This is a genomic window from Kitasatospora sp. NPDC059146, from assembly GCF_042786665.1.
Taxonomy (GTDB): domain Bacteria; phylum Actinomycetota; class Actinomycetes; order Streptomycetales; family Streptomycetaceae; genus Kitasatospora.
In genome coordinates this window covers 46,416-71,144 of sequence record NZ_JBHZCY010000021.1, presented here as the reverse complement: position 1 = coordinate 71,144, position 24,729 = coordinate 46,416, and the positions used below count along the sequence as shown (strand labels likewise).

Annotated in this window: 27 protein-coding genes and 1 pseudogene; 16 read left to right on the top strand and 12 right to left on the bottom strand. The window is 72.7% G+C overall.

Going from position 1 to position 24,729, the window contains the following annotated elements; translation table 11 throughout:
* Positions 1 to 31: 31 nt before the first annotated feature.
* From ACFXPX_RS12490 to ACFXPX_RS12465, 6 genes are all read left to right on the top strand, one after another.
* Positions 32 to 1,420 carry a sensor histidine kinase gene (locus ACFXPX_RS12490; protein ID WP_380593716.1) on the top strand — a complete coding sequence of 463 codons (1,389 nt, stop codon included), beginning with the start codon at positions 32 to 34 and terminating at the stop codon, positions 1,418 to 1,420.
* A 196-nt stretch (positions 1,421 to 1,616) separates the two neighbouring features.
* Positions 1,617 to 2,747: a sugar ABC transporter substrate-binding protein gene (locus tag ACFXPX_RS12485; protein ID WP_375886380.1), complete on the top strand. Its 1,131-nt coding sequence runs from the start codon at positions 1,617 to 1,619 to the stop codon at positions 2,745 to 2,747.
* A gap of 93 nt (positions 2,748 to 2,840) precedes the next feature.
* Positions 2,841 to 3,620, top strand: a complete 780-nt coding sequence (locus ACFXPX_RS12480; RefSeq protein WP_375886383.1) for an ATP-binding cassette domain-containing protein — start codon at positions 2,841 to 2,843, stop codon at positions 3,618 to 3,620.
* Between the two features lie 71 nt (positions 3,621 to 3,691).
* Entirely contained in the window at positions 3,692 to 4,960 is a 1,269-nt protein-coding gene (locus tag ACFXPX_RS12475; protein ID WP_380640951.1) for a sugar ABC transporter permease, read from the top strand.
* Between the two features lie 40 nt (positions 4,961 to 5,000).
* Positions 5,001 to 5,672, top strand: coding sequence for a methyltransferase (locus tag ACFXPX_RS12470; RefSeq protein WP_375886386.1), 672 nt, complete (start codon positions 5,001 to 5,003; stop codon positions 5,670 to 5,672).
* 82 nt (positions 5,673 to 5,754) lie between these two features.
* Entirely contained in the window at positions 5,755 to 6,219 is a 465-nt protein-coding gene (locus ACFXPX_RS12465; protein ID WP_380529893.1) for a GNAT family N-acetyltransferase, read from the top strand.
* A gap of 53 nt (positions 6,220 to 6,272) precedes the next feature.
* Here ACFXPX_RS12465 and ACFXPX_RS12460 read toward each other — a convergent pair whose 3' ends face one another.
* The gene (locus tag ACFXPX_RS12460; protein WP_380529891.1) at positions 6,273 to 6,563 is read right to left on the bottom strand and encodes a hypothetical protein; all 291 of its coding nucleotides are present in this window, start codon (positions 6,561 to 6,563) and stop codon (positions 6,273 to 6,275) included.
* Between the two features lie 201 nt (positions 6,564 to 6,764).
* Here ACFXPX_RS12460 and ACFXPX_RS12455 point away from each other — a divergent pair, with 201 nt between their 5' ends.
* Together ACFXPX_RS12455 and ACFXPX_RS12450 are read left to right on the top strand one after the other, a co-directional pair.
* Positions 6,765 to 7,010: a hypothetical protein gene (locus ACFXPX_RS12455; protein ID WP_380640929.1), complete on the top strand. Its 246-nt coding sequence runs from the start codon at positions 6,765 to 6,767 to the stop codon at positions 7,008 to 7,010.
* 18 nt (positions 7,011 to 7,028) lie between these two features.
* Entirely contained in the window at positions 7,029 to 7,232 is a 204-nt protein-coding gene (locus ACFXPX_RS12450; protein WP_380529888.1) for a hypothetical protein, read from the top strand.
* Positions 7,233 to 7,434: 202 nt separating this feature from the next.
* Here the strand turns inward: ACFXPX_RS12450 and ACFXPX_RS12445 are convergent, their stop codons facing one another.
* A complete protein-coding gene (locus tag ACFXPX_RS12445) occupies positions 7,435 to 8,952 on the bottom strand; it encodes an aminopeptidase P family protein (RefSeq protein WP_380591740.1) in 1,518 nt (505 codons plus the stop codon).
* 212 nt (positions 8,953 to 9,164) lie between these two features.
* On the opposite strand from ACFXPX_RS12445, the gene ACFXPX_RS12440 reads away from it, so the two are divergent.
* The 3 genes from ACFXPX_RS12440 (at position 9,165) to ACFXPX_RS12430 (ending at position 13,186) form a co-directional block, all read left to right on the top strand.
* A complete protein-coding gene (locus tag ACFXPX_RS12440) occupies positions 9,165 to 12,221 on the top strand; it encodes a hypothetical protein (RefSeq protein ID WP_380591738.1) in 3,057 nt (1,018 codons plus the stop codon).
* Positions 12,222 to 12,306: 85 nt separating this feature from the next.
* Positions 12,307 to 12,714 carry a hypothetical protein gene (locus ACFXPX_RS12435; protein ID WP_375886400.1) on the top strand — a complete coding sequence of 136 codons (408 nt, stop codon included), beginning with the start codon at positions 12,307 to 12,309 and terminating at the stop codon, positions 12,712 to 12,714.
* A gap of 253 nt (positions 12,715 to 12,967) precedes the next feature.
* Complete coding sequence (locus tag ACFXPX_RS12430) at positions 12,968 to 13,186, top strand: hypothetical protein (RefSeq protein ID WP_380529883.1); 219 nt, start codon at positions 12,968 to 12,970, stop codon at positions 13,184 to 13,186.
* 19 nt (positions 13,187 to 13,205) lie between these two features.
* Here ACFXPX_RS12430 and ACFXPX_RS12425 read toward each other — a convergent pair whose 3' ends face one another.
* The 4 genes and pseudogenes from ACFXPX_RS12425 to ACFXPX_RS12410 all read right to left on the bottom strand — a co-directional run bounded on the left by ACFXPX_RS12425 (position 13,206) and on the right by ACFXPX_RS12410 (position 17,125).
* On the bottom strand, positions 13,206 to 14,528 hold the full coding sequence (locus ACFXPX_RS12425) for a hypothetical protein (protein WP_380640927.1): 1,323 nt from the start codon (positions 14,526 to 14,528) through the stop codon (positions 13,206 to 13,208).
* A gap of 202 nt (positions 14,529 to 14,730) precedes the next feature.
* Positions 14,731 to 15,981, bottom strand: a pseudogene (locus ACFXPX_RS12420) (BTAD domain-containing putative transcriptional regulator); the annotation flags it as partial.
* A gap of 86 nt (positions 15,982 to 16,067) precedes the next feature.
* Complete coding sequence (locus ACFXPX_RS12415) at positions 16,068 to 16,301, bottom strand: DUF397 domain-containing protein (protein WP_380591734.1); 234 nt, start codon at positions 16,299 to 16,301, stop codon at positions 16,068 to 16,070.
* Positions 16,298 to 17,125 (bottom strand): helix-turn-helix domain-containing protein, encoded by an 828-nt coding sequence (locus ACFXPX_RS12410; RefSeq protein ID WP_380591732.1) that lies wholly within the window; start codon positions 17,123 to 17,125, stop codon positions 16,298 to 16,300. Before ACFXPX_RS12410 ends, ACFXPX_RS12415 begins: the two co-directional genes overlap by 4 nt.
* A gap of 228 nt (positions 17,126 to 17,353) precedes the next feature.
* On the opposite strand from ACFXPX_RS12410, the gene ACFXPX_RS12405 reads away from it, so the two are divergent.
* Both ACFXPX_RS12405 and ACFXPX_RS12400 read left to right on the top strand, forming a co-directional pair.
* Positions 17,354 to 17,578, top strand: coding sequence for a hypothetical protein (locus ACFXPX_RS12405; protein ID WP_380591730.1), 225 nt, complete (start codon positions 17,354 to 17,356; stop codon positions 17,576 to 17,578).
* Between the two features lie 8 nt (positions 17,579 to 17,586).
* The gene (locus tag ACFXPX_RS12400) at positions 17,587 to 17,814 is read left to right on the top strand and encodes a hypothetical protein (protein WP_375886410.1); all 228 of its coding nucleotides are present in this window, start codon (positions 17,587 to 17,589) and stop codon (positions 17,812 to 17,814) included.
* A 260-nt stretch (positions 17,815 to 18,074) separates the two neighbouring features.
* Here the strand turns inward: ACFXPX_RS12400 and ACFXPX_RS12395 are convergent, their stop codons facing one another.
* Complete coding sequence (locus ACFXPX_RS12395) at positions 18,075 to 18,287, bottom strand: DUF397 domain-containing protein (RefSeq protein ID WP_380591728.1); 213 nt, start codon at positions 18,285 to 18,287, stop codon at positions 18,075 to 18,077.
* Between the two features lie 235 nt (positions 18,288 to 18,522).
* Here ACFXPX_RS12395 and ACFXPX_RS12390 point away from each other — a divergent pair, with 235 nt between their 5' ends.
* Positions 18,523 to 18,942, top strand: coding sequence for a hypothetical protein (locus ACFXPX_RS12390; RefSeq protein WP_380524454.1), 420 nt, complete (start codon positions 18,523 to 18,525; stop codon positions 18,940 to 18,942).
* A 34-nt stretch (positions 18,943 to 18,976) separates the two neighbouring features.
* Here ACFXPX_RS12390 and ACFXPX_RS12385 read toward each other — a convergent pair whose 3' ends face one another.
* On the bottom strand, positions 18,977 to 19,300 hold the full coding sequence (locus ACFXPX_RS12385) for an ArsR/SmtB family transcription factor (RefSeq protein WP_380524453.1): 324 nt from the start codon (positions 19,298 to 19,300) through the stop codon (positions 18,977 to 18,979).
* Between the two features lie 96 nt (positions 19,301 to 19,396).
* Here ACFXPX_RS12385 and ACFXPX_RS12380 point away from each other — a divergent pair, with 96 nt between their 5' ends.
* A complete protein-coding gene (locus tag ACFXPX_RS12380; protein WP_380640925.1) occupies positions 19,397 to 19,723 on the top strand; it encodes a putative quinol monooxygenase in 327 nt (108 codons plus the stop codon).
* Positions 19,724 to 19,766: 43 nt separating this feature from the next.
* On the opposite strand, the gene ACFXPX_RS12375 is transcribed toward ACFXPX_RS12380, so the two are convergent.
* The 4 genes from ACFXPX_RS12375 to bioB all read right to left on the bottom strand — a co-directional run bounded on the left by ACFXPX_RS12375 (position 19,767) and on the right by bioB (position 23,628).
* A complete protein-coding gene (locus ACFXPX_RS12375; RefSeq protein WP_375886428.1) occupies positions 19,767 to 20,213 on the bottom strand; it encodes a hypothetical protein in 447 nt (148 codons plus the stop codon).
* A gap of 72 nt (positions 20,214 to 20,285) precedes the next feature.
* Positions 20,286 to 21,026, bottom strand: a complete 741-nt coding sequence (gene bioD, locus ACFXPX_RS12370; RefSeq protein WP_380640923.1) for a dethiobiotin synthase — start codon at positions 21,024 to 21,026, stop codon at positions 20,286 to 20,288.
* The gene (locus tag ACFXPX_RS12365; protein WP_380640921.1) at positions 21,023 to 22,327 is read right to left on the bottom strand and encodes an adenosylmethionine--8-amino-7-oxononanoate transaminase; all 1,305 of its coding nucleotides are present in this window, start codon (positions 22,325 to 22,327) and stop codon (positions 21,023 to 21,025) included. The genes bioD and ACFXPX_RS12365 overlap by 4 nt, the downstream gene beginning before the upstream one ends.
* 47 nt (positions 22,328 to 22,374) lie before the next feature.
* Complete coding sequence (bioB, locus tag ACFXPX_RS12360) at positions 22,375 to 23,628, bottom strand: biotin synthase BioB (RefSeq protein ID WP_380591716.1); 1,254 nt, start codon at positions 23,626 to 23,628, stop codon at positions 22,375 to 22,377.
* A gap of 238 nt (positions 23,629 to 23,866) precedes the next feature.
* On the opposite strand from bioB, the gene ACFXPX_RS12355 reads away from it, so the two are divergent.
* The gene (locus tag ACFXPX_RS12355) at positions 23,867 to 24,721 is read left to right on the top strand and encodes a hypothetical protein (protein ID WP_380591714.1); all 855 of its coding nucleotides are present in this window, start codon (positions 23,867 to 23,869) and stop codon (positions 24,719 to 24,721) included.
* The last annotated feature ends 8 nt before the right edge of the window (positions 24,722 to 24,729 follow it).

Here is a 24,729-nt window from a genome sequence, read left to right as displayed (position 1 = left end):
CGTGCTCCGCCGGTTGCGTCGACTGCCGTCCGTGCTCAGCCGGTTGCGTCGGCTGCCCTCCGTGCTCCGCCGGTTCGTCCCGAGGACGGTGCGCGCCCGGGCCACCGCGGCCGCCGGTACGGTGCTGGCCGCGGCCCTCGTCCTGGCCGGGGCCGGACTGCTCGCCGCCGTCCGCGCCGACCTGGTCGCCTCCGCGACCTCCGCCACCCGGCAGCAGGCCGACTCGGTCGCCCAACTCGCCGCCCAGGGGCGGCTGGCACCCGTCCTGCACGCCGCGCACGGCACCGACTTCCTCCAGGTCGTCGACGCCCGCGGCAGCGTCCTCGCGGCCAGCCCCAACCTGGCCGGCCGCCCGGCGCTGTCCGTCGCCGGGCGTACCGGCTCGCACACCACCGACGACGTCGACCCGCTGTACGAGCACCACCGCCAGCGGCTCGCCGCCGTCACCGCCGACACCCCGACCGGCCCGGTCACCGTGTACGCGGGCGCCTCGCTGCGCGCCGCCGACGAGGCCATGGACATCACCCAGGCCGGTCTGGCCGTCGCCTGCCCGCTGCTGCTGCTCACCGGGGTGGTGGTCACCTGGAAGGTCACCGGGCAGGCGCTGCGGCCGGTGGAGGCGATCCGCGCCGAGGTCGACGCCATCACCGGCCAGGACCTGCACCGCCGCGTCCCCGAACCGGGCACCGCCGACGAGATCGCCCGGCTCGCCGCCACCATGAACGCGATGCTCGACCGGCTGGAGGCCTCCGGCCGGCGCCAGCGCGAGTTCATCGCCGACGCCTCGCACGAACTGCGCAGCCCGCTCGCCGTGCTGCGCACCCAGCTGGAGGTCGCCGACACCCACCCGGACCCGGCGGTCCGCGCCGAGTTGGTGCACGGCGCGCTGGAGGACACCGACCGGCTGCAGAACCTCGCCACCGACCTGCTGCTGCTCGCCCGCCTCGACGCCGGCGGCACCGACGACCGGCCGCGCCGGCGGACCGACCTCACCGAGCTGGTCGCCACCACCGTGCTGGCCCGCCCGCCCGGCCTGCACCGCCGCACCACCGACCTCGCCCCCGGGGTCGCCGTCGACGGCATCCCGCTCTGGCTGGGCAGGCTGCTCACCAACCTGCTGGACAACGCCGAGCGGCACGCCGCCACCACCGTGCACGTCAGGCTGGCCGCCGACCCCGGGCGCGGCCTCGCCCTGCTGGACGTCGAGGACGACGGGCCCGGCATCCCGCCCGCCGACCGGGAGCGGGTCTTCGAACGCTTCACCCGCCTCGACGACGCCCGCTCCCGCGACCACGGCGGCAGCGGCCTGGGCCTGCCGATCGCCCGCGACATCGCCCGCCACCACCGGGGCACCCTCACCGTCACCCCGACGGAGGCCGGTGCCCGGCTCACCGCCGCGCTGCCGCTGGCGGGGGAGTAGCGACCGCACCGGGCACCGACGAGCCGCGACCCCACGAGCCGTGACCCCACGAGCCGCGACCCGACGAGCCGCGGTCCGCTGAGCCGCGGCCCGACGACCGCGGGCACGCCCGTTTGGCGCACCTGGGTCGTGGAGGCGCTGATGGCTTCCCAGACTCGGAGGGCAGGGGGGCGGATTCAATCGGAGAGGCTTCCCGATGAGCATCAGGCTCCGCCGCGTCCTCGCGGTGACCGCAGTGGTTTCCCTCGGCCTCGGCGCGGCGTCCTGCGGCAGCGCCAAGCAGTCCTCGTCAGGCGGCGGTTCGTCGGGCTCGGCCGCCGCGAGCGGCGGCGGGACGGCCGCGGTCGGTGCGGTGCGGATCGGCCTGCTGCTGCCGGAGACCAAGACCACCCGCTACGAGCAGTTCGACCGCCCGCTGATCGAGAAGAAGATCAAGGAGCTGGCGCCGGACGCGCAGATCGACTACTACAACGCCAACCAGGACGCGACCCTCCAGCAGACCCAGGTGGACACCGCCCTCACGAAGGGCGACAAGGTGCTGATCCTGGACGCGGTGGACGCCAAGTCGATCCAGTCCTCCGTGCAGAAGGCCCACGACGCGGGCGTCAAGGTGCTGGCCTACGACCGGCTCGCCCAGGGCCCGGCCGACGCGTACGTGTCCTTCGACAACCACAAGGTCGGCGAGCTCCAGGGCCAGGCCCTGGTCGCGGCGGTCGGCGGCAAGGCGAACGCGGGCGAGATCTTCATGATCAACGGCTCGCCGACCGACCCCAACGCGGCCGACTTCAAGGCCGGCGCGCACAGCGCGATCGACGGCAAGCTCAAGATCGGCAAGGAGTACGACACCCCCCAGTGGGACCCGAACACCGCCAACCAGGAGGCCGCCGCCGCGATCACCGCGATCGGCGGGCCGAACGTGGTCGGCGCCTACTCGGCCAACGACGGCATGGCCGCGGGTGTCGCGACCGCGCTCAAGGCGGCCGGCCTGAGCGTCCCGCTCACCGGCCAGGACGCCCAACTCGACGGCATCCAGCGGATCGTGGCCGGGACCCAGACCATGACGATCTACAAGCCGTTCAAGCCGGAGACCGACATCGCCGGGCAGATGGCCGTCGCCCTGGCCTCCGGCAAGGCGCTGGACGCCAGTCTGGTCCCGACCACCGTGACCAACGGCAGCGGCAACAAGGTGCCCGCCAACCTGATCACCCCGGTCGTCGTCACCAAGGACAACATCAAGACCACCGTGGTCCAGGACGGCCTGTACACCGTCGCCCAGATCTGCACCCCGGACTACGCCGACGCCTGCAAGAGCGCCGGCCTCCAGTAGCGGGCGGCCAGTAGTAGGCGGCCAGGAGTAGGCGGCCCGGAATCCGAACCGCCCCGCCTCCACCGAGGAGGCGGGGCAAGGGAGTTGGTCACTGTGCCAGGTGAGACCGTACTGGCCCTGCGCGGGGTCTCCAAACGGTTCGGCGCCGTCCAGGCGCTCACCGACATCGAACTCGAGGTGCACACCGGCGAGGTGCTGGCCCTGGTCGGCGACAACGGCGCCGGGAAGTCCACCCTGGTCAAGTCGATCGCCGGGGTGCACCAGCCCGACGACGGCGCCATCGAGTGGCAGGGCCGGCCGGTGAGCATCCACCGGCCGCAGGACGCCCAGCAGTTGGGCATCGCCACGGTCTACCAGGACCTCGCGCTGTGCGACAACCTCGACGTGGTCGGGAACCTCTTCCTCGGCCGCGAGATCCGGCGCTTCGGCATCCTCGACGAGGTCGCCATGGAGAAGCGCTCCCGGACGCTGCTGGACACCCTCTCCATCCGCATCCCCAGCGTGCGGATCCCGGTCGCCTCGCTCTCCGGCGGCCAGCGCCAGGTCGTCGCCATCGCCCGGGCCCTGATCGGCTCGCCCAAGGTCGTGATGCTGGACGAGCCGACCGCCGCCCTCGGCGTCGAGCAGACCGCCCAGGTCCTCGACCTGGTCGAGCGGCTGCGCGAGCAGGACCACGGCGTCATCCTGATCAGCCACAACATGGCGGACGTGATGGCCGTCGCGGACACCGTCGCGGTGCTGCGCCTCGGCCGCAACAACGGCGTCTTCGACCGGCGCGGCACCAACCAGGAAGAGATCATCTCGGCCATCACCGGCGCCACGGACAACGCCGTGACCCGCCGCAGGGCCCGCGGCCAGGAGGGGTCCCAGTGAGCGACCACACCCCCGGGAACACCCCCGGCGGCGAACCCGAACGCCACCGCCCCCCGCTGCCCGAGGACGCCATGCCCACCGGCGGCGTCAACGCGCCCGTCCCGGTCGCCCCGGAGGCCACCCCCGCGGTCGACCCCCGGCTGATCGTCCGCCAGGAGGGCGTCAAGGGCTACCTGGGCGAGTTCCGCCGCCGGATGAGCAGCGGCGAACTGGGCTCGCTGCCCGTCGTGCTGGCCCTGATCGTGATCTGGGCGGTGTTCGGCAGCCTCAACAGCTCCTTCCTGTCCGCGCAGAACCTCTCCAACCTGTCCCAGCAGATCGTCGGCACCGGGATGATCGCGATCGGCGTGGTCTTCGTGCTGCTGCTCGGCGAGATCGACCTCTCGGTCGGCTCGGTCAGCGGCCTGTGCGCGGCGATCTTCGCCGTCCTGAACGTCACCAACGGCGTCAACCAGTGGGTCGCCCTGATCACCGCGATCGTCGGCGGGGCGATCGTCGGCACGATCCACGGCTTCTTCTTCGCCAAGATCGGCGTCCCGGCCTTCGTCGTCACCCTGGCCGGCAACCTCGGCTGGAACGGCCTGATGCTCCAGGTGCTCGGCGCCAGCGGCACCGTCAACCTCTCCGGCAAGGACATCGTCTCCCGGCTCTACAGCACCATCTACGGCCAGCAGATCGCCGCGTACGGCGCGGCGGCCGTCGGCGTGCTGCTGTTCCTCTTCGCCTCGCTGGTCGACGCCCGACGCCGGCAGGCCGCGGGCGTGCCGTCCCGGCCGGTCACCGACATCGTGCTGCGGACGGTGCTGCTGGCGGTGATCGCCTTCCTCGCCGCGTACACCCTCAACCAGTACAAGGGGCTGCCGCTGGCCCTGCTGATCTTCCTGATCTTCATCGTGGTGCTGGACTTCGTGCTGCGCCGCACCACGTACGGCCGCCAGGTGTTCGCGCTCGGCGGCAACATCGAGGGCGCCCGCCGGGCCGGCATCAACGTCTCGTGGATCCGGATCAGCGTCTTCGCCATCTGCTCCACGATGGCCGGGATCGGCGGCCTGTTCCTGGCCGCGCAGATCCAGTCCGCCAGCCAGACCTCCGGCGGCGGCAACCTGCTGATGAACGCCATCGCGGCGGCCGTCATCGGCGGCACCAGCCTGTTCGGCGGGCGCGGCAAGACCTGGTCGGCGCTGCTGGGCGCGCTGGTGATCGGCTCGATCCAGTCCGGGATGAACATCCAGGGCCTGAGCAACGCCATCCAGTTCATGATCACCGGCGCGGTGCTGCTGGCCGCCGTCGTGGTCGACTCGCTGGCCCGGCGTACCCAGCGGGCCGCCGGGCGGGCGTGAGCGGGCGTGAGCGGGGTCCGGCGGGCCCTATGCTGCGGGCATGCCGAGTGAGCTGCGAGTTCATCGACCGGACACCGATCAGGCCTTCATCCTGCGGGAGACCGAGCTGACGCCCGTCCCCTTCGTGCCCGAGATCCGCCTGCACATGGCGCAGGACGCCATCGCGCTGTGGGAGACCACCGAGAGCGAACGCGGCCGGGCCGGACTGCCGCCGCCGTTCTGGGCCTTCGCCTGGGCCGGCGGGGTCGCGGTCGCGCGCTACGTGCTGGACCACCCCGAACTGGTCGACGGCCGGGCGGTGCTGGACATCGCGGCCGGCTCCGGACTGGTCGGCGTGGCGGCCGCGCTGCGCGGCGCGACGCAGGTGCGGGCCGCCGAGATCGACGCCTACGCGGTCGCCGCCATCGGCCTGAACGGCGAGGCCAACGGCGTACGGGTGGACGGCGCGCTGGTCGACCTGGTGGACGGGGACGGCGCCCCGGCCGAGGTGGTACTGGCCGGCGACGTGTTCTACGAACGCGAGATGGCCGCCCGCTTCCTGCCCTTCCTGGAACGGGCCGCCGCCCGCGGCGCCACCGTCATCGTCGGCGACCCGGGCCGGGCCTACCTGCCCCGGGACCGGTTCACCGCGGTGGCCGCCTACCAGGTGCCGGTGGTGGCGGACCTGGAGGACGCCTCGGTCAAGACCACCACGGTGTGGCGCCTCGGCTGACCGCCGGCCGTTCCCACCAGGGGGCCGTCCACGCCCCGGAATTCCGGGCGGCCCGGCCGGACCCCCTGCTAGACAGACCGGCATGACCGAACAGAACGGCACCGCCGAACAGATCCTGCTGCGCCCCGCCCGACCCGAGGAGATCCCCGCCCTGCTCGCCCTCTGGGCCCGGGCCGCCAAGGGCACCAGCATCACCGACGACGAGGCGGGCGTCGCCGCCCTGCTCGCCCGGGACCCGCAGTGCCTGATCGTCGCCACCGCGGCCGACGCCCCGGCCACCCCGCTCGGCACCGTCATCGCCGGCTGGGACGGCTGGCGGTGCCACCTGTACCGCCTCGCCGTCGACCCCGACCACCGCCGCCGGGGCATCGGCGCCGCCCTGCTGGCGGCCGCCGAGGAGCGCTTCGCCGCACTCGGCGGCCGCCGCGCCGATGCGATGGTGCTGGACGACAACGCCCTCGGCCACCGCACCTGGCAGGCCGCCGGCTACCACCCCGAACCGCAGTGGACCCGCTGGGTCAAGCCCCTTGCGGGCGCTGAGAACTAGGGCTCGCCGACCACCACCCCCCGGGGCGGGGCCGCCACCAGGAGGGGCCGGGCCTACGAGGCGCCTGTGCGGGTGGCGAGTTCCCGCACGCCGGGCACGGTGACCGGCGCATAGAGGAGGTCCGCCGTCAACGCCCGAAGGGCCGGTCGGCGTACCTCCTCCGGGGCGACCCGCTCGGTGAACTGCAACGCGGCGACGGTCCGGCGGTGGTCGCCGAGGTGGTGCCACATGCGGGCGCAGTCCGTACCGAATCGGGCCTGGCGCTCGGCAGTCGGCAGCCGCTCCGGGGCGATCCGCGCCGCGTACTGCACGCCCTCGTCGGGAGTGCCCAGGGCGGAGTGCACGCCGATCCACTACCGGTCCGCCTGCGCTCTGGTCGCGTCGACCGTGAACAGGGTGGTTCGCGGAGCCCCGGAGCGGGCCAGGCGGCCGGCGCGCCGCATCGTGATCGCCAGAACCCGGGCTGCTTCTCCCCGGACCACCGGGTCACCACTGGCCTGCGCTGCCGCGAGCGCCCGATCCGCTGCAGGCCAGGCGACCTCGGCGTGCCCCTCCGACGCGAGGCCTACGGCGTGAAGCGGCAGGCGCTACACCTGTGCGATCAGCGCGAGCGGCTGCTCGACCGCCCGACCGTCCAGACCACCCACCTCACCACCCCGACGCACGGTAGCCTGCCGGAGAGCGGCCAGGGCACCGAGATGACGGCGTGCCCGATCTGCGGGTCGGGGAACACCTACCAGACCATGGAAGGCCGTTGGGGCTGCACCGCGTGCGGTTCCAGCTGGGGCTGAGACAGCCAGGAGGGCTGCATGTCGATCTGCGCGCAGTGTCGCACCGCCGAGGCGGCGATCGAGGACCGAGACGTGCAGCCACCGCAGCCCTGGTGCCTCGCGTGCGCCACAGCCCTCGTGCGAGCAGGCGACCCGGTGATCAACTACCGCTCGCTCGGTGACCCGGACCAATACGGACCCGTCCTCGTCGGCGGCAGCACCGCGGTACTGCGCTTCCGCTGACCAACACAGCGAGTAGCCCCTGCTCGGCCTCGGTCGAGCAGGGGCTGCTCGCCGTGTTCGGAGGTGTCACAGATCTGTCACTCCGCCTATTGAAGTGACCGCAGTGCGGCCCCGGCGTGCTGCCGGGGGCCCCCCGGGGGGGTGGGGCGCCGGGCGTGCGCCCCCCCCGGGGGGCCGCACTGCGGTGGTCGGTCGCAGGTCGTCAGCCGCGCAGGGCGGCCAGCCAGGCTTCGACCTCGGTGGAGGCGCGGGGGAGGTCGGCGGAGAGGTTCTCGTTGCCGTCCTCGGTGACCAGGATGTCGTCCTCGATCCGGACGCCGATGCCCCGGTACTCCTCCGGGACGGTCAGGTCGTTCTGCTGGAAGTAGAGGCCCGGTTCGACGGTGAGCACCATGCCCGGCAGCAGCGTGCCGTCGACGTGCTCCTCGGTGCGGGAGTGGGCGCAGTCGTGGACGTCGAGGCCGAGCATGTGGCCCGTCCCGGCGAGGGTGAAGCGGCGGTGCAGGCCCAGCTCGTACACCTTGTCGGCGGTGAGGTCGCCGAACAGGCCCCAGGCGGTGAGGTGTTCGGCCAGTTCGCGCTGGGCGGCGCGGTGGAAGTCGCGGAAGTCCGCGCCCGGCTTCACGGCGGCGATGCCGGCCTCCTGGGCGGCGTGCACCGCGTCGTAGACCTTGCGCTGGATGTCGGTGAAGCGGCCGGAGACCGGCAGGGTGCGGGTCACGTCGGCGGTGTAGAGCTCGTCGGTCTCCACGCCCGCGTCGAGCAGCAGCAGGTCGCCGGGGCGGGCCTGGCCGTTGTTGCGCACCCAGTGCAGGGTGGTGGCGTGCGGGCCGGCGGCGGCGATGGTGCTGTAGCCGACGTCGTTGCCCTCCAGGCGGGCGCGGACGAAGAAGGTGCCCTCGATCAGGCGTTCCGGCGTCGCGGCGTCCGTGCCCAGGACGCGCACCACGTCCTCGAAGCCGCGGGCCGTTGCCTGGCAGGCGTGGCGCAGCTGGGCGATCTCGAACTCGTCCTTGACCAGCCGCAGGCCGGAGAGGAAGACCTCGAACTCGGCGTCCCGCTCGGGGTTCGCGCGCCCGCCGACGGCTGCCTCGACCCCGGCGTCGTGCCGGCGCAGCACCCGGGCCGGGGCGGTGGTGGCGGCCAGGTCGGCGCGTGCGGTGCGGACGTCCCGGCAGGGCAGGCCGAACAGCTTCTCGCTCTCGGTGAGGCTGTTGCGGCGGCCGTCCCACAGTTCGCCGTGGCCGTCGAGCCAGAACTCGCCGTTCTCGATGTCGGAGCGGTTGCGCAGGTAGAGCACGGCGTGGTGGCCGCTGGCGCCGGTGGGCTCCAGGACCAGGACGGCGTCCTGGGACTGGTCGCCGGTCAGGTAGACGTAGTCGGAGGAGGGGCGGAACGGGTAGTCGGTGTCGTTGGCCCGCACCTTGGGGTTGCCGGACGGGACCACCAGCAGTTCACCGGGGAAGGCGGCGGACAGCGCGGCCCGGCGGCGCTCGGTGTGGGCGGCCTGGGGGATCGCTTCGAGGGCGTGGCGCTCGGTGTCGGCCCAGCCGCGCTTCATGCTCTCGGCGAGTTCCTCGGTCACCCCGCGCGTGAGGCCGTTCTTGCGGTACTTGATGGTCTCGGTGGCTTCGGTGGCGTCAGTGGGCTCGGTCACAGCGGACTCTCCAGAGGGGGCGGGGAGATGCGGCGCCTCGTCGCGCCGACCTGCCTGGCACATGGGTACGTAACAAGCGTTGTGTACCGTATATCGAACGGCGTCCGAAGAGAAGGGGCCGGTACCGAATCCGGTAACCGGCCACGGCCGTTCGCACACATCGCCTACCATCCCGGCGGGGGGAGGGACCGGTGTGCGGGAGCACGCCCGGGCCGCTCGCCCCTGCGGCGGCCCGGACCCGGTGCCGACCGCTCCGACGACCGGGAGTTGACTCGGTGACACTCACAAGACGCACCGGCCGGGGCCTGACGGCCGCGGCGGTGCTGGTCGGACTGGCCGTGGCACCGGCGGGCTTCGCCTCTGTACCCGCCGCCGCCCTCACCTCCGTACCCGCCTCCGTGCCCGCCGCCGCACCCGCTGCCGTACCTGCCGCCGCACCCGCCGCGGCGCCTCCGGTGCCGGTGAACCTCACGGCCGCGGGCCCGTTCGCCGACTCGTTCCGGCAGAGCCCGGCGCTCAACACCGCGCCGCTGCGCGGGTTGAACGTCGGCCTGGACCAGCGCCAGCAGGGCAGCGCCCGGACGGTCTCCTGGACGAGGACCTCCGGCCGCTGGGACACCTCGGTGGCGCCGGACTCCTCGTACGTCCAGGTCAGCACCCCGGACCAGCCGAACCGGCTGGTGTTCACCACCGGGATCTCGGCGGTCATGCTGGGCGCTCCGGTGATCGCGGACACCGACGGGACGTACACCGTCTCCACGGTGGTGGATCCGGTGGTGGGGGACACCTCCAGCGGTGACTGGGCCTCGCTGGTGCTCGGCCGCAGCCACCGTGCCAACGGGTACGTCACCAGCGGCGACGTGGACCTGGGGCTGACGGTCACCTCGGCCGGGAAGCTGGCGCTGTTCCACGGCGGCGGAGGCGAAACCCCCTTCTGGCAGGGCTCGGTGGCCCCGGCCGACCGGTACGCGGTCTCGGTGAAGGTGTCGACCGGGGCGGACAAGGCGGTGACCCTGACGGTCAACGGCACCGCGTTCACCGTCACCGGCCCCGGGTCGGTCAACCGCTGGCCGAGCAGCGCGTTCCTCTACCTGGGGGCGTACCTGTCCGGCCCGGGCGAGCTGACGACCTTCGGCGACGGCAACGGCACGGGAGTGAACGTCAGCCGGATCGACGCCGCCGCGACGGCCGGGGCGAAGCCCTTCGTGGACACCTTCGACGGCGCTCCGGCGGGCGGCGACGACGGGCTGAACGACGACCTGAGCGCCCGCCAGCCGACCCTGGTCTCGGCCAACTACACGGCGGTGTCCGGCACCAAGGGCCTGGCCGCGACGCCCCCGGCGGGCTCGGTGCGGGTCAACAGTCCCGCCGCGCCCGACGCGCTGTCCTTCCCCCAGGGCACCGCCGCCGTCCGGTTGAACAAGCCCGCCACCGCGGACCTGTCCGGCTCCTACACGGTGCACGCCCGGTTGACCCCGGCCGTCGGCCGCACCAGCGGCACGGACGCCGCGACCCTGCTGGTCAGCAACGCCTCCGGCGCCACCGGCGCGGTGGACACCGACGACGTCGCCCTCGGCCTCAGGCTCCAGGCCGACGGCGCGCTCACGCTCTACCAGGGCGGTACGCCGCTGCCGTTGCTGAGCGCCGCCGTCCCGGCCGGCTCCGGCACCCACGACGTCGCGCTCACTCTCGCGGGCGGCGCCGCCCGGCAGGCCGTCGTCACCGTGGACGGCACCACCGTCTTCGCCGGTCAGACCCCGGCCGCCCTGCCCCGGGACGGCTACCTCCACCTCGGCGCGCAGCGCAGCACCCCCGGCACCGTCACCACGGCCGACGACCTGCGGGTCAGCATGCTCGGCGGGCTGGACTACTACGGCTACTTCGACGTCATGGACCCGGACCAGTACAACAACAGCGTCGACCACAGCGCCGAGCTGTTCCCCTGGACCACCATGAACAACTTCATCGGCCAGGACCTCACCGATCCGCGCTACGCCGGCTTCCTGGACTACTGCCGCCCCGCCTCCTGCGTCATCGACGTCAGCAAGCAGGTCGCGGTGCCCTCGACCTGGCCGGTGAGCAAGCCAAACCCGGACGCCCCGGCGGCGCTGGCCGGGCTGGCCGCCCGGATCGGCGCCAACCTGGACAAGCTCTCGGCGATCTACACCCTGGACGAGCCGTACTACCACGGCTTCGACGCCGGCCAGGTGCAGACCCAGGTCAACCAGGTCCGGGACGCCTTCCCCGGCAAGATGCTGGCGTACACCACGGACCCGTTCCACCTGACCTCGCCGGTGCCGAGCGGCGTCGACCTGGTCGGCTTCGACGACTACTGCCCCGGCCGCGGCACCCTGGAACAGGAACTGGCCACTCTGCAGGGCGCCCTGGCCTCGCCCGACCAGCACCTGGTGATGTTCCCGGAGTCGTTCAGCCAGAGCCTGGGGGCCTGCGGGCCGTTCTCGGACGCCCAGATCGCGGCCAACAACGCCGACTACCGCGCCATCGCCGCCCAGCACCCCCGGGTGGTCTACCTCCAGAACTTCCGCTGGCTCAACTCCCAGCAGGGCACCGCACAGCCGCTCACCACCCAGCGCCAGCGCGCCATCGGCACGGCGGTGATCAACGCCACGCCGACCCCGGCCGCCTCCGGCGTCGGCATCTACCGGCCCGGCGACCGCAGCGTCAGCGAGAACAGCCACAACGACGTCTTCCTCGGCGGCTCCGGCACCTCGGCGCTGTTCACCGACGCGGACGACGTCCCGCTGACCGGCCACTGGAACGGCCCCGGCACCGACACCATCGGCGTCTACCACCGGGCGACGTCCACCTTCGTCCTGTCCAAGGCGGACGGCAGCACCAGCACGTACCGGTACGGCAACACCGGCGACCTCCCGGTGGTCGGCGACTGGAGCGGCACCGGCCGCACCACCATCGGCGTCTACCGGCCCGGCGACCAGACCTTCTACCTCAGTGACGACAACGCGAACCCCACCTACTCGCTCAAGTTCGGCAACCCCGGGTGGACCCCGCTGGTCGGCAACTGGAGCGGCAGCGGCCGCACCACCATCGGCGCCTACGATCCCACCACCCGGACGTTCTACCTGCGTGACACCAACACGCCGGGCGGGCAGGCCGACCACACCTTCCAGTACGGCAACACCGGCGACATCCCGATCAAGGGCGACTGGGACGGAACCGGCACCGACACCGTCGGCGTCTACCGGCCCGGTGACCGCAGCTTCTACGGTTCGTCCAAGGAGGGCACCCTGACCGTCTACGGCACCCGCTTCGGCAACTGGGGCGACCAGCCGCTGGTCGGCAACTGGGGCTGAGCGTTTGTAGGCTGAACGGCGGGCCCGGCCGGACCACCACCGGCCGGGCCCGTACGGAGCAGCGCGACGAGGGAAGGGTGCCGGTGTGAGTGGAAGGGCCGGAGGGTACTGGGCGTTCGGCTGCGCGGAGTGCTACGGGGAGGACCCGGAGGCGGTCTGGGCGCGCCAGCGGGAGGGCTTCGCGTACGAGGCGGCCGTGGTGGCCGACCCGCACTTCTCGGTGTCCATCCGCCGCTGCCTGTCCTGCGCGCAGCGGTTCGGCTGGATCCGCACCGAGTTCACCGACTGGTCGGGCGGTGACGACGCCTCCTACCTGACGGTCGTACCGCTCACCGGCCAGGAGTCCACCGCCCTGGCCGTCGGCACCCTGGCCCCGCTCGACCTCGGCCCGCTCGGCGAGGGCCGCCGCCACCTGCACCACGACCGGCCGAGCAGCGGCCCGGCGCGACTGCACTGGGCCACCGGGGCGTTCCCGGTCGAGGAAGGCCACTGAGCGGAGGCCGGCGAGCGGAGGCTGCTGAGAGCGGGCCGCCGAGGCGCTGAACACCACTGAGGCGTCAGGGCGGGGATTCCCTGACGCCTCCGGTGCGGCCCGGTGCCGGGCTCAATGATCACGAGGGGCGGTAGACGGACTGCCAACGTCCGCCCGGGGGCCGCGGGGGCGGGGTGTTGACCGGCTGTCTACCGGGTGCTGCGAACGTGCGGGCGCTTGAGTCCAGCAGTCCCACGTGAGCGAGGAGCAGGAAGTGTTACGAAGCATGGTGGCCCGCCGGGCCCGTGCCGCGGTTGCCGGTGCGGTGGTCCTGGCGGGGGTGTCCGGGCTGTTCGCCGTGGCGGCGGGGGATCCCGTACGGCACGGCTCGCCGGCCGCACCGCCGTCGGCCTGCGGGGGGTCGGCGGACGTGCAGTGCCTGGCGAACAAGGTCGCCTGGAACGGGACGGGGTTGATCATCTGGCAGAGGTGACCGCTCCGTCGGGGGCGGCCTATCCGTCGGCGGTGACGGACCCGTCGGCGGTGGCCAGCGCCGTCAGCAGCGACCGGGCGTCGGCGGACTCCGGGGCGCCCAGGCCGCTGAGCAGTCGGTGCGCCTGCGCCGCGTGAGTACGGGCGGTGCGGTGGTCGCCGCGGGCGGCCACCGCATGGGCCAACACCAGGTGGGCGAGAACGCGTTCGCGCTGTCGCCCACCTCGCGTTGCGAGCCGCAGGGCCCGGGTCGCCTCGTCGACGGCCTCCTCGACCCGCCCGAGCAGGCGCAGTACCTCGGCCAGCCGGCTCCGGGCCGCCGACTCGCGGTCCTGGTCCCCGGCGTGGCCCGCGCGGTCCACGCAGGTGCGTAACTGATCGGCGGAGTCGTCGAGTTGGCCCAGCTCCTGGTGGGCCAGGCCGAGGACGTAGTGCACGTAGGCGGTCATCGCGGCGTCGGCGCCGCCCGGTTCGGACAGCAGCCGGCGGCAGGTGTCCGCGGCCTCCTCGGCGTGGCCGCTGCGGACCCGGGACAGCGCGGCGTTCGCGGTGCTCGCCACCGCGCCGGAACGGTGGCCGAGGCGGTGGGCGAGGGCCGCCGCCGCGTCGAAGGCGGTGATCGCCTCCTCGTGCCGGGCCTGGGCCTGGGCGATCAGGCCCAGGTCGTTGAGGGCCTGCCGGAGCACGGCCGGGTCGTCCGCCTCCCGGCAGGCCCGGGCGGCCTCGCGGGCCTGCTCGGCGGCCTCGTCCAGGCGGGCCCGGCCGAGCAGGACGGTGCCGAGCAGGAACCGGGCGCGGCCCTCGGCGGCGCGGTCGCGGCCGTCCTCGGAGGCGGCGACGAGGAGGCGGGCCGCCTCCTCCGCCCGCCCGGCGAAGGCGCCCAGGCCCAGCGGGCTCAGGGCCACCAGCAGGTCGACGGCGGAGCGCACCGCGGTGGCATCCGGGGCGCCCGAGGCGACGGCGGCGGCCAGTGCGACGGCACCGGGGGTCTCCGCCCGGGCCCAGCGGCGGGCGTCCGGCAGGTCCGTGAAGACCGGGCGGGGAGCCGGTTCGCCGAAGACGTCGGCGACCGGGTCGCCGGGGACGGCGAGGGCGAAGGCCGTCCGGGCGCGGGTGAGCAGCAGGGCCAGCAGGCGGTGGTGGGCGGTGGTGCGTTCGGCCTCGTCGAGGCGCAGGGACGTCCGGCGGGCGAAGGCCCGTACCAGGTCGTGGAAGCGGTAGCGGCCGGGGCCGACCGACTCCAGCAGGGCCTGGTCGACCAGCGCCTCGGCGAGGTGCTCCGCCTCGTACTCGGGCAGGTCGAGGACGGCGGCGGCCGAGGCCAGGGCGATGTCCGGCTCCACCCAGGCGAATCGGCGGAAGGCGGTGGCCAGGGGCGGGGGGGAGGAGACGGTAGCTGAGCGCGAAGACCTGCTCGGCGAGTCCCTCCCGGTCCTCGGCCAGGCGTCGGAGGAGGTCGGCGATCGGCTGGTCCGGGGAGGCGGCGAGCCGGGCTGCGGCGATCCGCAGGGCCAGCGGGAGGCGGCCGCAGGCCTCGACCAGGTGCTCGGCGTCGGAGTGCTGGGCGGACCGCCGGGCGGCGCCGATGACCGAGTCGAGGAGGCCGATCGCTTCCTGGGGGCTGAACACGTCCAAGGCGATCCGCAGGACGGACGGGATGCCGGGCAGCGCGGTGCGGCTGGTGACGAGGACAGCGCAGTCGGAGGAGCCGGGGAGGAGGGGTTGGAGCTGGGCGTCGTCCCGGGCGTTGTCGAGGAGGATGAGCAGCCGCTTGCCGGTGGTGACGGTGCGGAAGAGTGCGGAGCGGCCGGGGAGGTCCTGGGGCACGGCGGACGGGCGGATGCCCAGAGTGGTCAGGAAGTCGGCGAGGACGTCGGAGGCACTGGCGGGGACGAGGTCGGCACCCCGCAGGTCGGCGTGGAGACGGCCGTCGGGGAAGTCCGGGCGCAGGGCATGGGCGGCGCGTACGGCGAGGGCGGTCTTGCCGACGCCGGCCATGCCGGTGACGGTCACCAGGCGCAGGCCGGTGGCGGTGGTGGTGGTGCTGGTGGTGGTGCGGTCGGTCAGGGCACGGGCGATGGCGGCGACGTGGGTTCGTCGGCCCGTGAAGTGGGCCGGATCGTTGGGGAGTTGATCCGGGTCCAACAACTGGCGGAGGGCGGTGACGTCCGGCCCGGGCTCGATCCCGAGGTGTTCGGCCAGGCGGGAGTGAAGGGAGGCGTAGACGGTCCGGGCCTCGGCGGTGCGGCCGCTGCGGTGGAGGCTGCGGATGAGGAGGGCCTGGAGGCGTTCACGGAAGGGGTGTTCGGCGGCGAGCGCTTCCAACTCCGGGAGGTGATCGGGGGAGTGGTCGAGCGCGAAACACTCCTCCTGGAGCGTGAGGCGCAGCTCGGCGAGGCGCTGGCGTTCGCGTTCCATGAGGGGGCCGGGCAGGTCGGCGAGCGGCTCGCCGCGCCAGAGCGAGAGAGCGTCGGAGAGGTGTTCCCGGGCCCGGTGCGGGTGGCTCCCGGCGAGTTCGTGGAGCTGCCTGACGCGCCAGAGGTCGATGCGGTCCGGATCGACCGCGATCCGGTAGCCGCCGGACTGGGAGAGCAGGAGGGAAGGCTTCTCGCGTACGGGCTCAAGGAGCTTGCGCAGCTGGGAGATGTAGGAGCGGAGGGCGACGACGGGAGATCCCGGTGGTTCGTCGCCCCATAAGTCGTCGACCAGTTGGTCGGTCGCGATGACGGCGTTCGGCCGCAGGAGGAGCGACACCAGCACCGCCCGCTGCCGAGGCGCCCCCAGCTCGATGGCCATCCCGGCGCGCTGCACCCGCAGCGCGCCGAGTAAGGCGAAGCCGACCGGTTGCAATGTGCTTCCTATGCTCGGCGAATGGAGGTCGGTCAGATTATGCCGAACTCCCCAGCAGAAGTGGCGGAGATGAAGGCGGTGAAGGCCTCAGGACTGACAGTGAGATGGACACCTGGAGTCTTGGTGTCGCCGATGAGGATGAGGTCGTGAGAGGTGAGAAAGTTGGTGGCTACCTGAACGCAGTCGCCTTCGCCCTGAGGGTCGCTGTAAGTCGACTTGAACCAGCGGGCGGTTGAGGGGTCAGGGGCCGAAGTGTGCGGGGTCATTCTGCGTGGTCCTCCGATGCTCTATGCAGCCACGCCATCGACTCATCGGGCGTAAGGGCCTCTGCTCGGAGCGTATCGTAGATCAGTGCCATATCGGTCACCTGGTGCGGTGCCTCGATGAGTTGACCGGACTTCACTCCTTCCAGATAGGCGACCCGAGGGGCGTCATCGAAGTGGAGCAGCGTGAGCGAGCCGCCCATCGCGCCGTGTGGTCGATCAATTGGCAGGATCTGCACCATGGCGTTCTTGCCCTGGGCGATGTTGATCACGTGCCTGATCTGCTCGCGGGTGACATCCGGGCAGCCGACGACACGGCGGATAGCAGCCTCGTCCAGGACGACCCACATGAACGGAGGCGCGGGGTTGTGGAGGATTTGCTGCCGAGCCTGACGTCGATTCCAGTGTGCTCGGATTTCCTCCTCGGACGCACGAGGTCGGCCTAGCCGTAGGAAGGCGCAGCCGTAGCTCTCAATTTGCCACAAACCTGGAATCGACAGGGAGTATTTCAGGTGAGTATTCGCGAGCGGTTCCAGTGTCATGTAGCGGCGTGACCAGTCCGGAAACGAGTCACTGCTCACGAGCGGGTAGAACCGGGTGAAGAACCCGCCGGCGGAGGGAAGCGCGGTGTCGAGGAGGGGCGGGAGGTCCGGTGGCGGAGTCCGGTGCGCAGCTTCGATGTTGGCCAGGTGTGACTTGCTGTAGCGGACTTGTTCGCCCAGATCGGCGATGGACATGCCTGCGCAGGATCGATGATGGCGGATCTCCGACCCGAAGTAGTGCCGGGGGGACTGGCCAGGGGTGAGGTCGCGAGGCTGCGCGGGCATCTGGGGGCCTCCGGATGTCTTCAAGAGGGGTGGGGACATGCCGCTTCTTCACAAGCCTAACCCCGAGGCGTGACGCTTGAACCACAAACGGTGACAGCCAAATCCGGCGAACGCCCCAGTGGAGCAGTAAATATGACGAATAATCAATCAGGAGAAAACCTTCTCCTCCAGCGGAGCTTTCCGCCCTGCCGGTGTCCCCGGTGCGGTGATTCCATCCCGGAGGCCGGCTTGGCCGACCACGTCATCGCCCCGGCGGCGCCGCCCGTGCGACGGGTGGCGCCGCCGGTCGAGCCCTACCGCCCCTCCGCCATCGGCGAGCGGGTCTTCGACGTCCGCTCCGGATGCTGGGCCGCCTTCATGGGGTGGCAGCACGGGAGCGCCTTCCTCCGGCCCCTCGGCGGGGGCATCGAGTGGGAATCCGAAGCGCGTTGGATCACGAACACCGAACTGTGAGATGCCCCATGAGCAGCATGATCGACAAGATCACGGCCGAGGACCGTCGCAGCGCGGCCGACATTCTCGACGACCTCCAGGCCGTCCTGCACGCCGCCGAGGTGAAACTCCCGTCCCTCGGCATCGACTGGCGCCTCGTCAAGGAAACCGGCGTCCTCCTGATCGACCTCGGCGCGGCCCGGCCGGACGTCATCGAGCGCCTGGTCGTCGTCCTCCGCAGGGGTATGCGACCGTAGCCGCCGCCGGTGCCATCGCCGTCGGGAGCTTCCTCCTCGCGGGCCTCGTCCTCCTGGCGATCCCCGCCACCATGTCCTCGACGGCCGACGCCCTGGTGTTCGCCCTCACCTTCCTCGCCGCCTCCACCGGTGGATTCTCCATCGCCGCAAGATGGTTGAGGGTGCACACCTAACAACGGTGCGGGCTTCGAGCGCCGCTCGAAGCCCGCACCGAACGTCGGACGCCTGGGGCCGCCTTTCACCTCATGGGACGACGGAATTCAGACGGGGCCGAACTCGCCGGACTTGATGCCGGAGATGAAGGACTCCCAGGCGTCCGTCCCGAAGGCGAGCTGCGGGCCGTCGGGGTCCTTGCTGTCGCGTACGGGGAGGACGGCCAGGAGGCCGGGAGCGACCTCGACGCACTGCCCGCCGCCGGTGCTGTACGAGGACTTCATCCAGGAGCGGGGCTTTACGGTCGTGGTGGGAATCATGGCGTGCAACTCCTTGCGGCCGTTGCGGAGATGGGCGAGCGAGTCCACGCGTGAGAGCGCCTGGACCTGCGACCCATCGTAAGTCCATTGCGAGTTCGAGCGCTGCTCGAAGCTCGCGCTCAACACCTTGACCGTTCAGGGGGGTTGGCGGATCCTCGGGGGCATGACTGTGCCTCCGCAGCCGTCGTATGCTCCTCGGTCGCGTCCCGGTGGGTCCCGGGCCAATGCTGTGGCGGTGTTGCTGCTCGCGGGTGGGGCCGTGGGCTCGCTGGCGCTGCCGTGGGCCTCCTACAGTGGGGAGAGCGGTGACCTGTCGTGGTCCGGCTTCGACCTGCTGAACAGCCCGCGGTGGGTGGGGGAGTTGACCGACGGCGCCGACATCTGGATGGGCGCCTTGCAGTGGCTCGGCCTGGTGCTGGTCGGCCTGTCCGTGCTGCGCCTGCTCGCGCGGGAAGTCCGGTTGGCGGGGCTGTCGTTGCTGCTGGCGGCGGGGGTGGCCGGGGCCGCCGTCGGCTCGCTGGTGCAGTTCCACAAGGTGCTCCAGGACGGTGGGGGCTTCGCCCCGTCCATGCAGGCGGGCCCGGTCGTCGCCGCGGTCGCCGCCGTCCTGTGCTTCCTGGTCGCCTGCTTCGGCCCCGCCACCCAGCGCCGCTGACCCAGGCTCGGGCCCGGGCCCGCCCGGCGATCGGTCACGCGCCCGGCGCGTCCTCTGCTGCGAGGAGGGCCAGCAGGCCGGGGAAGCGTTGCTCGATGTCGGTCCGGCGGAGGGTGGCCATCCGGCTGTTGCCCCGGTCGACCTGGCGGACGAGGCCGGCCTCGCGGAGGGTCCGGAAGTGGTGGGTGACCGTGGCCTTGCTGACCGGCAGCTCGAAGGAACTGCAGGTGCGGGCCCCGCCGTCGGGTCCGGCGGCCAGTTCCCGCACCACGCGGCGGCGTAGCGGGTCGGCCAGTGCGCTCAGCACCTTGCCGAGCTCGATCTCCTCCGGTGCGGGGTGTCCCTCGTCGTCGGGCATCGTGACCACCTCCAGGTACGGCTTGCATCGTACCTTGCTGCGGCCCTACCGTACGGGAGGTACGACGAACGTCATACCTCTGGATCGGAGACCCCTGTGGACCAGCCCTTCACCCTCGTCGGCACCGCCCGCCCCAAGCCCGAGCGCGCGGAGGACCTGCGCCAGCTCCTGCTCTCCTTCGTCGAGCCGACCCGTCGGGAACCCGGCTGCCTCGAGTACCACTTCCACGAGGACCGGGACGAGCCGGGCGTGTTCGTCTTCTACGAGGCCTGGCGCAGCCAGGAGGACCTCGACGCCCACCTCGCCCTCCCGCACCTCCAGGACTTCTGGGAACACCGAATGGACTACCTGGAGCGGGACTTGGAGATCCGCTACCTCACCATGCACAGCCCGTACGAGGAACGTTCCGCCCTCGCCCGATGAGCGGGGCGCCGCCGCTCGGCGGGGTCACGGCCCCGACCGCTCCTCAGACGCCGTTGAGGGCGTAGTTGCGGAAGGTCGCCAGCAGCGGCAGCACCTCGGTCTTGTTGGGGTCCTCCGTCACGGCCCGCATCGCGTCGATGACGGTGTGGGCGATGACCTTGGTGATGGTGAGGTCGTCGGCCGGGGTGAGGGTGCCCCAGGCCTTGAGGGTCTGGGTGAGCAGGGCGCTCATCCGGGCGCCGATGTTGGCGCTGACGGCGTCCGAGAGTTCGGCGATCTCCTCGTCGCTCATGCTGGAGCGCAGCCCGAAGGCCAGGGCCATCAGCGTGTCCATCGCGTGCTCGCCGTACGCGGCGACCAGCGCCGGCAGCGACCGCTCCCCGGCCGTGCCCGACGCGAGGGCGACCAGCGCCTCGTCGTCGTCCTTCCAGGCCGCCTCCAGGGCGGCCAAGGCCCGGAGGGCCTCGTCCATGCTCAGCCCGTCTGTCATGCGGGCAACGCTATTGAGCATCCGGTGCCCGGATCTGCAATTCGGGCACCAGGATCACTCCATCGGGCGAAGTCAGGGCCGTTCCGGCCGATGGACGTGTGCGAAGTGCTCCGCGTTCCAGCGGCCGCCCAGCTCGGGGGCCAGGGAGGCGGCGGCGAGGGCCGCGAAGTCCGCGGCCGTACCGGCCCGCTCGGGCAGGGCGCCGAGCAGCGGGGCGCCGGCCGAGCGGGGCAGGTCGGCGAGGTTGCAGCGTTCGGCGAGGCCGGGCTCGGCGGGCCAGGAGCCGATGACGACGCCGGCGAGCGGGAGTGCGCGGGCGGCCAGGGCCTCGGCCGTGAGCGAGACGATGTTGAGGGTGCCCAGGCCGGCGGAGGCGATCAGCAGCACCTCGGCGTCCAGGCCCGCCGCCCGGACGGCCCGGGCCTGGTCAGCGAGCGTGCGGCCTTCGTCGTCGTAGCGGACGAGCAGGCCGCCCGCGCCCTCGACCAGCACCAGGTCGTGGGTGGCGGCGAGGTCGGTGACCTCGGCGACCACCTCGGCGGGGGAGAGGTAGGGCATCCCGGCCCGCCGGGCGGCGGTGTCGGGGGCCAGCGGCTCGGGGTAGCGCGCCAGCTCACGGATCGTCAGTTCGCCCGCCAGGCGCCGCACTTCGGCGGCGTCGCCCGGCTCGCCCGGCGCGACGCCGGTCTGTCCGGGCTTGAGTACGGCGACCTTCCGGCCACCGCGCAGGGCGGCCGAAGCGAGGGCCGCGGTGGCGACGGTCTTGCCGACGTCCGTGTTGGTGCCGGTCACGAACAGGATGCGCGCGGTCATCCGGCCACCGCCGCGGCGGTCACGGCGGCAGCGATGCGTGCCACGTCCTCGTCCTCCGTCACATAGGGGGGCATGGTGTAGATCAGGTCCCGGAAGGGGCGCAGCCAGACGCCCGCCCGGGCGGCGGCCTCGGTGGCCGCCGGGACGTCCACCGGGTGGTCCAACTGCACGACGCCGATGGCCCCTTGGACCCGTACGTCGCGTACGCCCGGCACCTGGGCCGCCGCCGCGAGGCCGTCCCGCAGCCCGCCCTCGATGCGCTTGACCTCGACCGCCCAGTCCTGCCCGAGCAGCAGGTCCAGCGAGGCGTTGGCGGCCGCGCAGGCCAGCGGGTTGCCCATGAAGGTCGGGCCGTGGGCGAGGACGGGCATCTCGCCGCGGCTGATGCCGTCGGCGATCTCGCCGGTGCACAGGGCGGCGGCCAGCGTGAGGTAGCCGCCGGTGAGCGCCTTGCCGAGGCACATCACGTCCGGGGAGACGCCCGCGTGGTCGGCGGCGAACAGGGTGCCGCTGCGGCCGAAGCCGGTGGCGATCTCGTCGAGGACCAGCAGGACGCCGTACCGGTCGCAGAGTTCGCGCAGCATCCGCAGGTAGGCGGGGGAGTGGAACTGCATGCCGCCCGCGCCCTGGACCACCGGTTCGACGATGACGGCGGCCAGCTCGTCGGCGTGACGGGCCATCAACTCCTCGAACTCCGCCGCGTATCCGGGGTCGAGCGGGGCGTCGAAGCCGGCCGGCGGCTGGGGGGCGAAGAGCTGCCCGGGCAGCACCCCGCCCCACAGGTGGTGCATCCCGCCGTCGGGGTCGCAGACCGACATGGGGTGGAAGGTGTCGCCGTGGTAGCCGCCGCGCCAGGTCAGCAGTCGGCGCTTCCCGGGCCGGCCGGTGGACTGCCAGTACTGGAGGCACATCTTCATCGCGACCTCGACCGCGACCGAGCCGGAGTCGGCGAGGAAGACGTGCTGGAGCGGCTCCGGGGTGATCTCGACCAGACGGGCGGCCAGCCGGACGGCGGGCTCGTGGGTGAGCCCGCCGAACATCACATGGCTCATCCGCCCCAGCTGCTCGCGCACCGCCTCGTCCAGCACCGGGTGGCGGTAGCCGTGGATCGCCGCCCACCAGGAGGACATGCCGTCGACCAGTTCGCGCCGCCCGCCCGAGACGGGCTCCGCCAGGCGCAGGCGGACGCCCGCGGCGGATTCGACCACGTACGGGGTGGCCGTGCCGGGCATCGGCCCGTACGGGTGCCAGACGTGCGCCCGGTCGAGGGCGAGCAGCGTGTCCGCGGACAGCTGGGACATGGTGGGTCTCTCCGGAGGGTGCTGGAGGGTCGGGCGGGTCGGGCGGGTCAGGCGTTGGGCGCGAGTTCGGTGCCGGCGCCGCGGCGGCGGACCTTGACCAGGTCGTCGCGCAGCTCGCCGTTCGCGCTGTTCGCGCCGTCCGCGCCCTCCGAGGCCGGGGCCGGGGCCGGGGCCGAGGCGGTCCCGGCGAGGGGCGCGTGCTCGTGCCCGCCGCAGGGCCCGCAGCCGCCGCCGCTGCCGCAGGCCGAGGCCGCGGTGCCGCAACCGGAGCCGGTGGCAGCGGCGGCGGCCACGTCGGCGCGGTGGCGGGGCAGGGTGGCCTCGCCGGCGCCCTCGACCTCGAAGCCCGCGTCCTTGATCATGTCGAGGTCGGTCTGCCCGGCCTGGCCCTCGCTGGTCAGGTAGTCGCCGAGGAAGATCGAGTTGGCGATGTGCAGGCCGAGCGGCTGCATGGTGCGCAGGTGGACCTCGCGGCCGCCGGCGATCCGCACCTCGGTGTCGGGGTTGACGAAGCGGACCATCGCCAGGATGCGCAGGCAGCGCTGCGGGGTGAGGTTCCACTCCTTGGCGAGCGGGGTGCCCTCGAAGGGGATCAGGAAGTTGACCGGGACGGAGTCCGAGCCGAGCTCGCGCAGCGCGAACACGACGTCGACCAGGTCCTCGTCGGTCTCGCCCATGCCGGCGATCAGGCCGGAGCAGGCGGACAGGCCGGCGCCGTGCGCCTTCTGCACCGTGTCGACCCGGTCCGCGTAGGTGTGGGTCTTGGTGATGGCCCCGTAGGTGTTCTCGGAGGTGTTGAGGTTGTGGTTGTAGGCGTCGGCACCGGCCGCCTTGAGCCGCTCGGCCTGGTTGTCGGACAGCAGGCCGAGGCAGACGCAGATCTCGACCTCGGGGTCGGCGTCCTTGATGGCGGCCATGGTGTCGGTGACCCGGTCGATGTCACGGTCCGTCGGGCCGCGGCCGCTGGCGACCAGGCAGACCCGCTTGGCGCCGCCGGCCACCCCGGCGCGGGCGGCGTCGGCGGCCTGGTCCGGCTTGAGCCAGGTGTACTTGAGGATCTCGGCCTTGGACCCGAGCCGCTGCGAGCAGTAGGAGCAGTCCTCGGGGCAGAGCCCGCTCTTGAGGTTCACCAGGTAGTTGAGCTTGACCCGGCGGCCGAACCAGCGGCGGCGCACCTTGCCGGCCGCGGCGACCACGTCGAGCAGCTCGTCGTCGGTGGTGGCGAGGACGGCCAGGGCCTCCTCGCGGGTCGGGACTTCGCCGCGCAGGCCCTTGGCGGTGAGGGTATCGAGCAGATCCATGGGGCCGATCCTGCCTGCTGGCGCTCGAATGGCGCCAGAGCAAACCCACCAGAAGATCCCCGGAAGGATGTGCCGATTGCCACAGTGTCGAAGCTCACGGCGTCGGCGCTGGTCACGCGCTTGACGGCGGCGTCGGCGGACGGTTACCGGCGGGTAGGTCGGAGGCGGGGCGGGCGAAGATCGACAAGCGCCTGACCCAGTGACCAGGGCCACTCGGCGGATGCTTAGAATCTGCGCCATGACCACGCAGGGGGAGCGCACCCCGACTCCGGGAGAGGGCCAGGACGGCCGGGCAGGACAGCGGACCGGCGGGGGCGCCGGAGGGACCGGGGGTACCGCGGGCGCCACGGCGGCGGCCCGCAGGCGCGGCCCGCGGCTGACCGGCCGCCGGGCGGTCGGCTGGGTCGTCGTGATCGGTGTGGTCGTGGCCGGCGGCTGGGTCATCACCCGCCCCACGCCCGGCGACTACATACCCGGCCTGGGCCCGTCCAAGGCGGACTCCGCCCGCACGCCCCCCGTCGTCGGCTCCCCGCCGCCCACCACCGACCCCGAGGGCCTCAACGCCGACAACCTCTTCCCCACCCAGCGGACCGTCGACGCGATCGGCTACAAGGCCCGGCGCAACGGCATCCGGCAGGGCGAGAACTGCGGCGAGGTGCTCCAGGACCGCACCCAGGAGCTGCTCAAGGACAGCGGCTGCCAGGCCTATCTGACGGTCAGCTTCACCGGTGTCGACCGCCCGGTCCTCTCCAGCGTCACCCTGCTGCGCTTCGCCGACCCGTCCACCGCCGCCAAGGCCGCCGACGCCCTGCGCTCCAAGCCCGGCGCGGTCGCCTTCATCCTCGCCGACACCAACATCGCGCCCGCGCAGTCCGGCGGCGGCAAGCCCGGCAGCGAGGCCCGGATCGAGGCGGTCGGGCACTACGTGACCGTCGCCAGCTCCCGCCCGGCCGGCGCCACCGCCCCCGGCACTCCCGGTACCCCCGGCGCCACCGGCCCGACGCCGACCTCCACCGGCAGCGGCGAGCCGAACCTGGACGAGGCCACCCGCGCGCTGTCCTACGCGGCGGGGCAGCCGTTCGTCTGGATGTAGCGCGGCGG

Coding starts and splice junctions, on each gene's coding strand:
- ACFXPX_RS12475 (WP_380640951.1), top strand. CDS start 3,692: ATGCCCACCGGCGGCGTCAACGCGCCCGTCCCGGTCGCCCCGGAGGCC.
- ACFXPX_RS12470 (WP_375886386.1), top strand. CDS start 5,001: ATGCCGAGTGAGCTGCGAGTTCATCGACCGGACACCGATCAGGCCTTC.
- ACFXPX_RS12365 (WP_380640921.1), bottom strand. CDS start 22,327: ATGTCCCAGCTGTCCGCGGACACGCTGCTCGCCCTCGACCGGGCGCAC.
- ACFXPX_RS12450 (WP_380529888.1), top strand. CDS start 7,029: ATGTCGATCTGCGCGCAGTGTCGCACCGCCGAGGCGGCGATCGAGGAC.
- ACFXPX_RS12465 (WP_380529893.1), top strand. CDS start 5,755: ATGACCGAACAGAACGGCACCGCCGAACAGATCCTGCTGCGCCCCGCC.
- ACFXPX_RS12395 (WP_380591728.1), bottom strand. CDS start 18,287: ATGATTCCCACCACGACCGTAAAGCCCCGCTCCTGGATGAAGTCCTCG.
- ACFXPX_RS12400 (WP_375886410.1), top strand. CDS start 17,587: ATGAGCAGCATGATCGACAAGATCACGGCCGAGGACCGTCGCAGCGCG.
- ACFXPX_RS12385 (WP_380524453.1), bottom strand. CDS start 19,300: ATGCCCGACGACGAGGGACACCCCGCACCGGAGGAGATCGAGCTCGGC.
- bioB (WP_380591716.1), bottom strand. CDS start 23,628: ATGGATCTGCTCGATACCCTCACCGCCAAGGGCCTGCGCGGCGAAGTC.
- ACFXPX_RS12445 (WP_380591740.1), bottom strand. CDS start 8,952: ATGTGCCAGGCAGGTCGGCGCGACGAGGCGCCGCATCTCCCCGCCCCC.
- bioD (WP_380640923.1), bottom strand. CDS start 21,026: ATGACCGCGCGCATCCTGTTCGTGACCGGCACCAACACGGACGTCGGC.
- ACFXPX_RS12410 (WP_380591732.1), bottom strand. CDS start 17,125: ATGCCCGCGCAGCCTCGCGACCTCACCCCTGGCCAGTCCCCCCGGCAC.
- ACFXPX_RS12375 (WP_375886428.1), bottom strand. CDS start 20,213: ATGACAGACGGGCTGAGCATGGACGAGGCCCTCCGGGCCTTGGCCGCC.
- ACFXPX_RS12415 (WP_380591734.1), bottom strand. CDS start 16,301: ATGACCCCGCACACTTCGGCCCCTGACCCCTCAACCGCCCGCTGGTTC.
- ACFXPX_RS12355 (WP_380591714.1), top strand. CDS start 23,867: ATGACCACGCAGGGGGAGCGCACCCCGACTCCGGGAGAGGGCCAGGAC.
- ACFXPX_RS12485 (WP_375886380.1), top strand. CDS start 1,617: ATGAGCATCAGGCTCCGCCGCGTCCTCGCGGTGACCGCAGTGGTTTCC.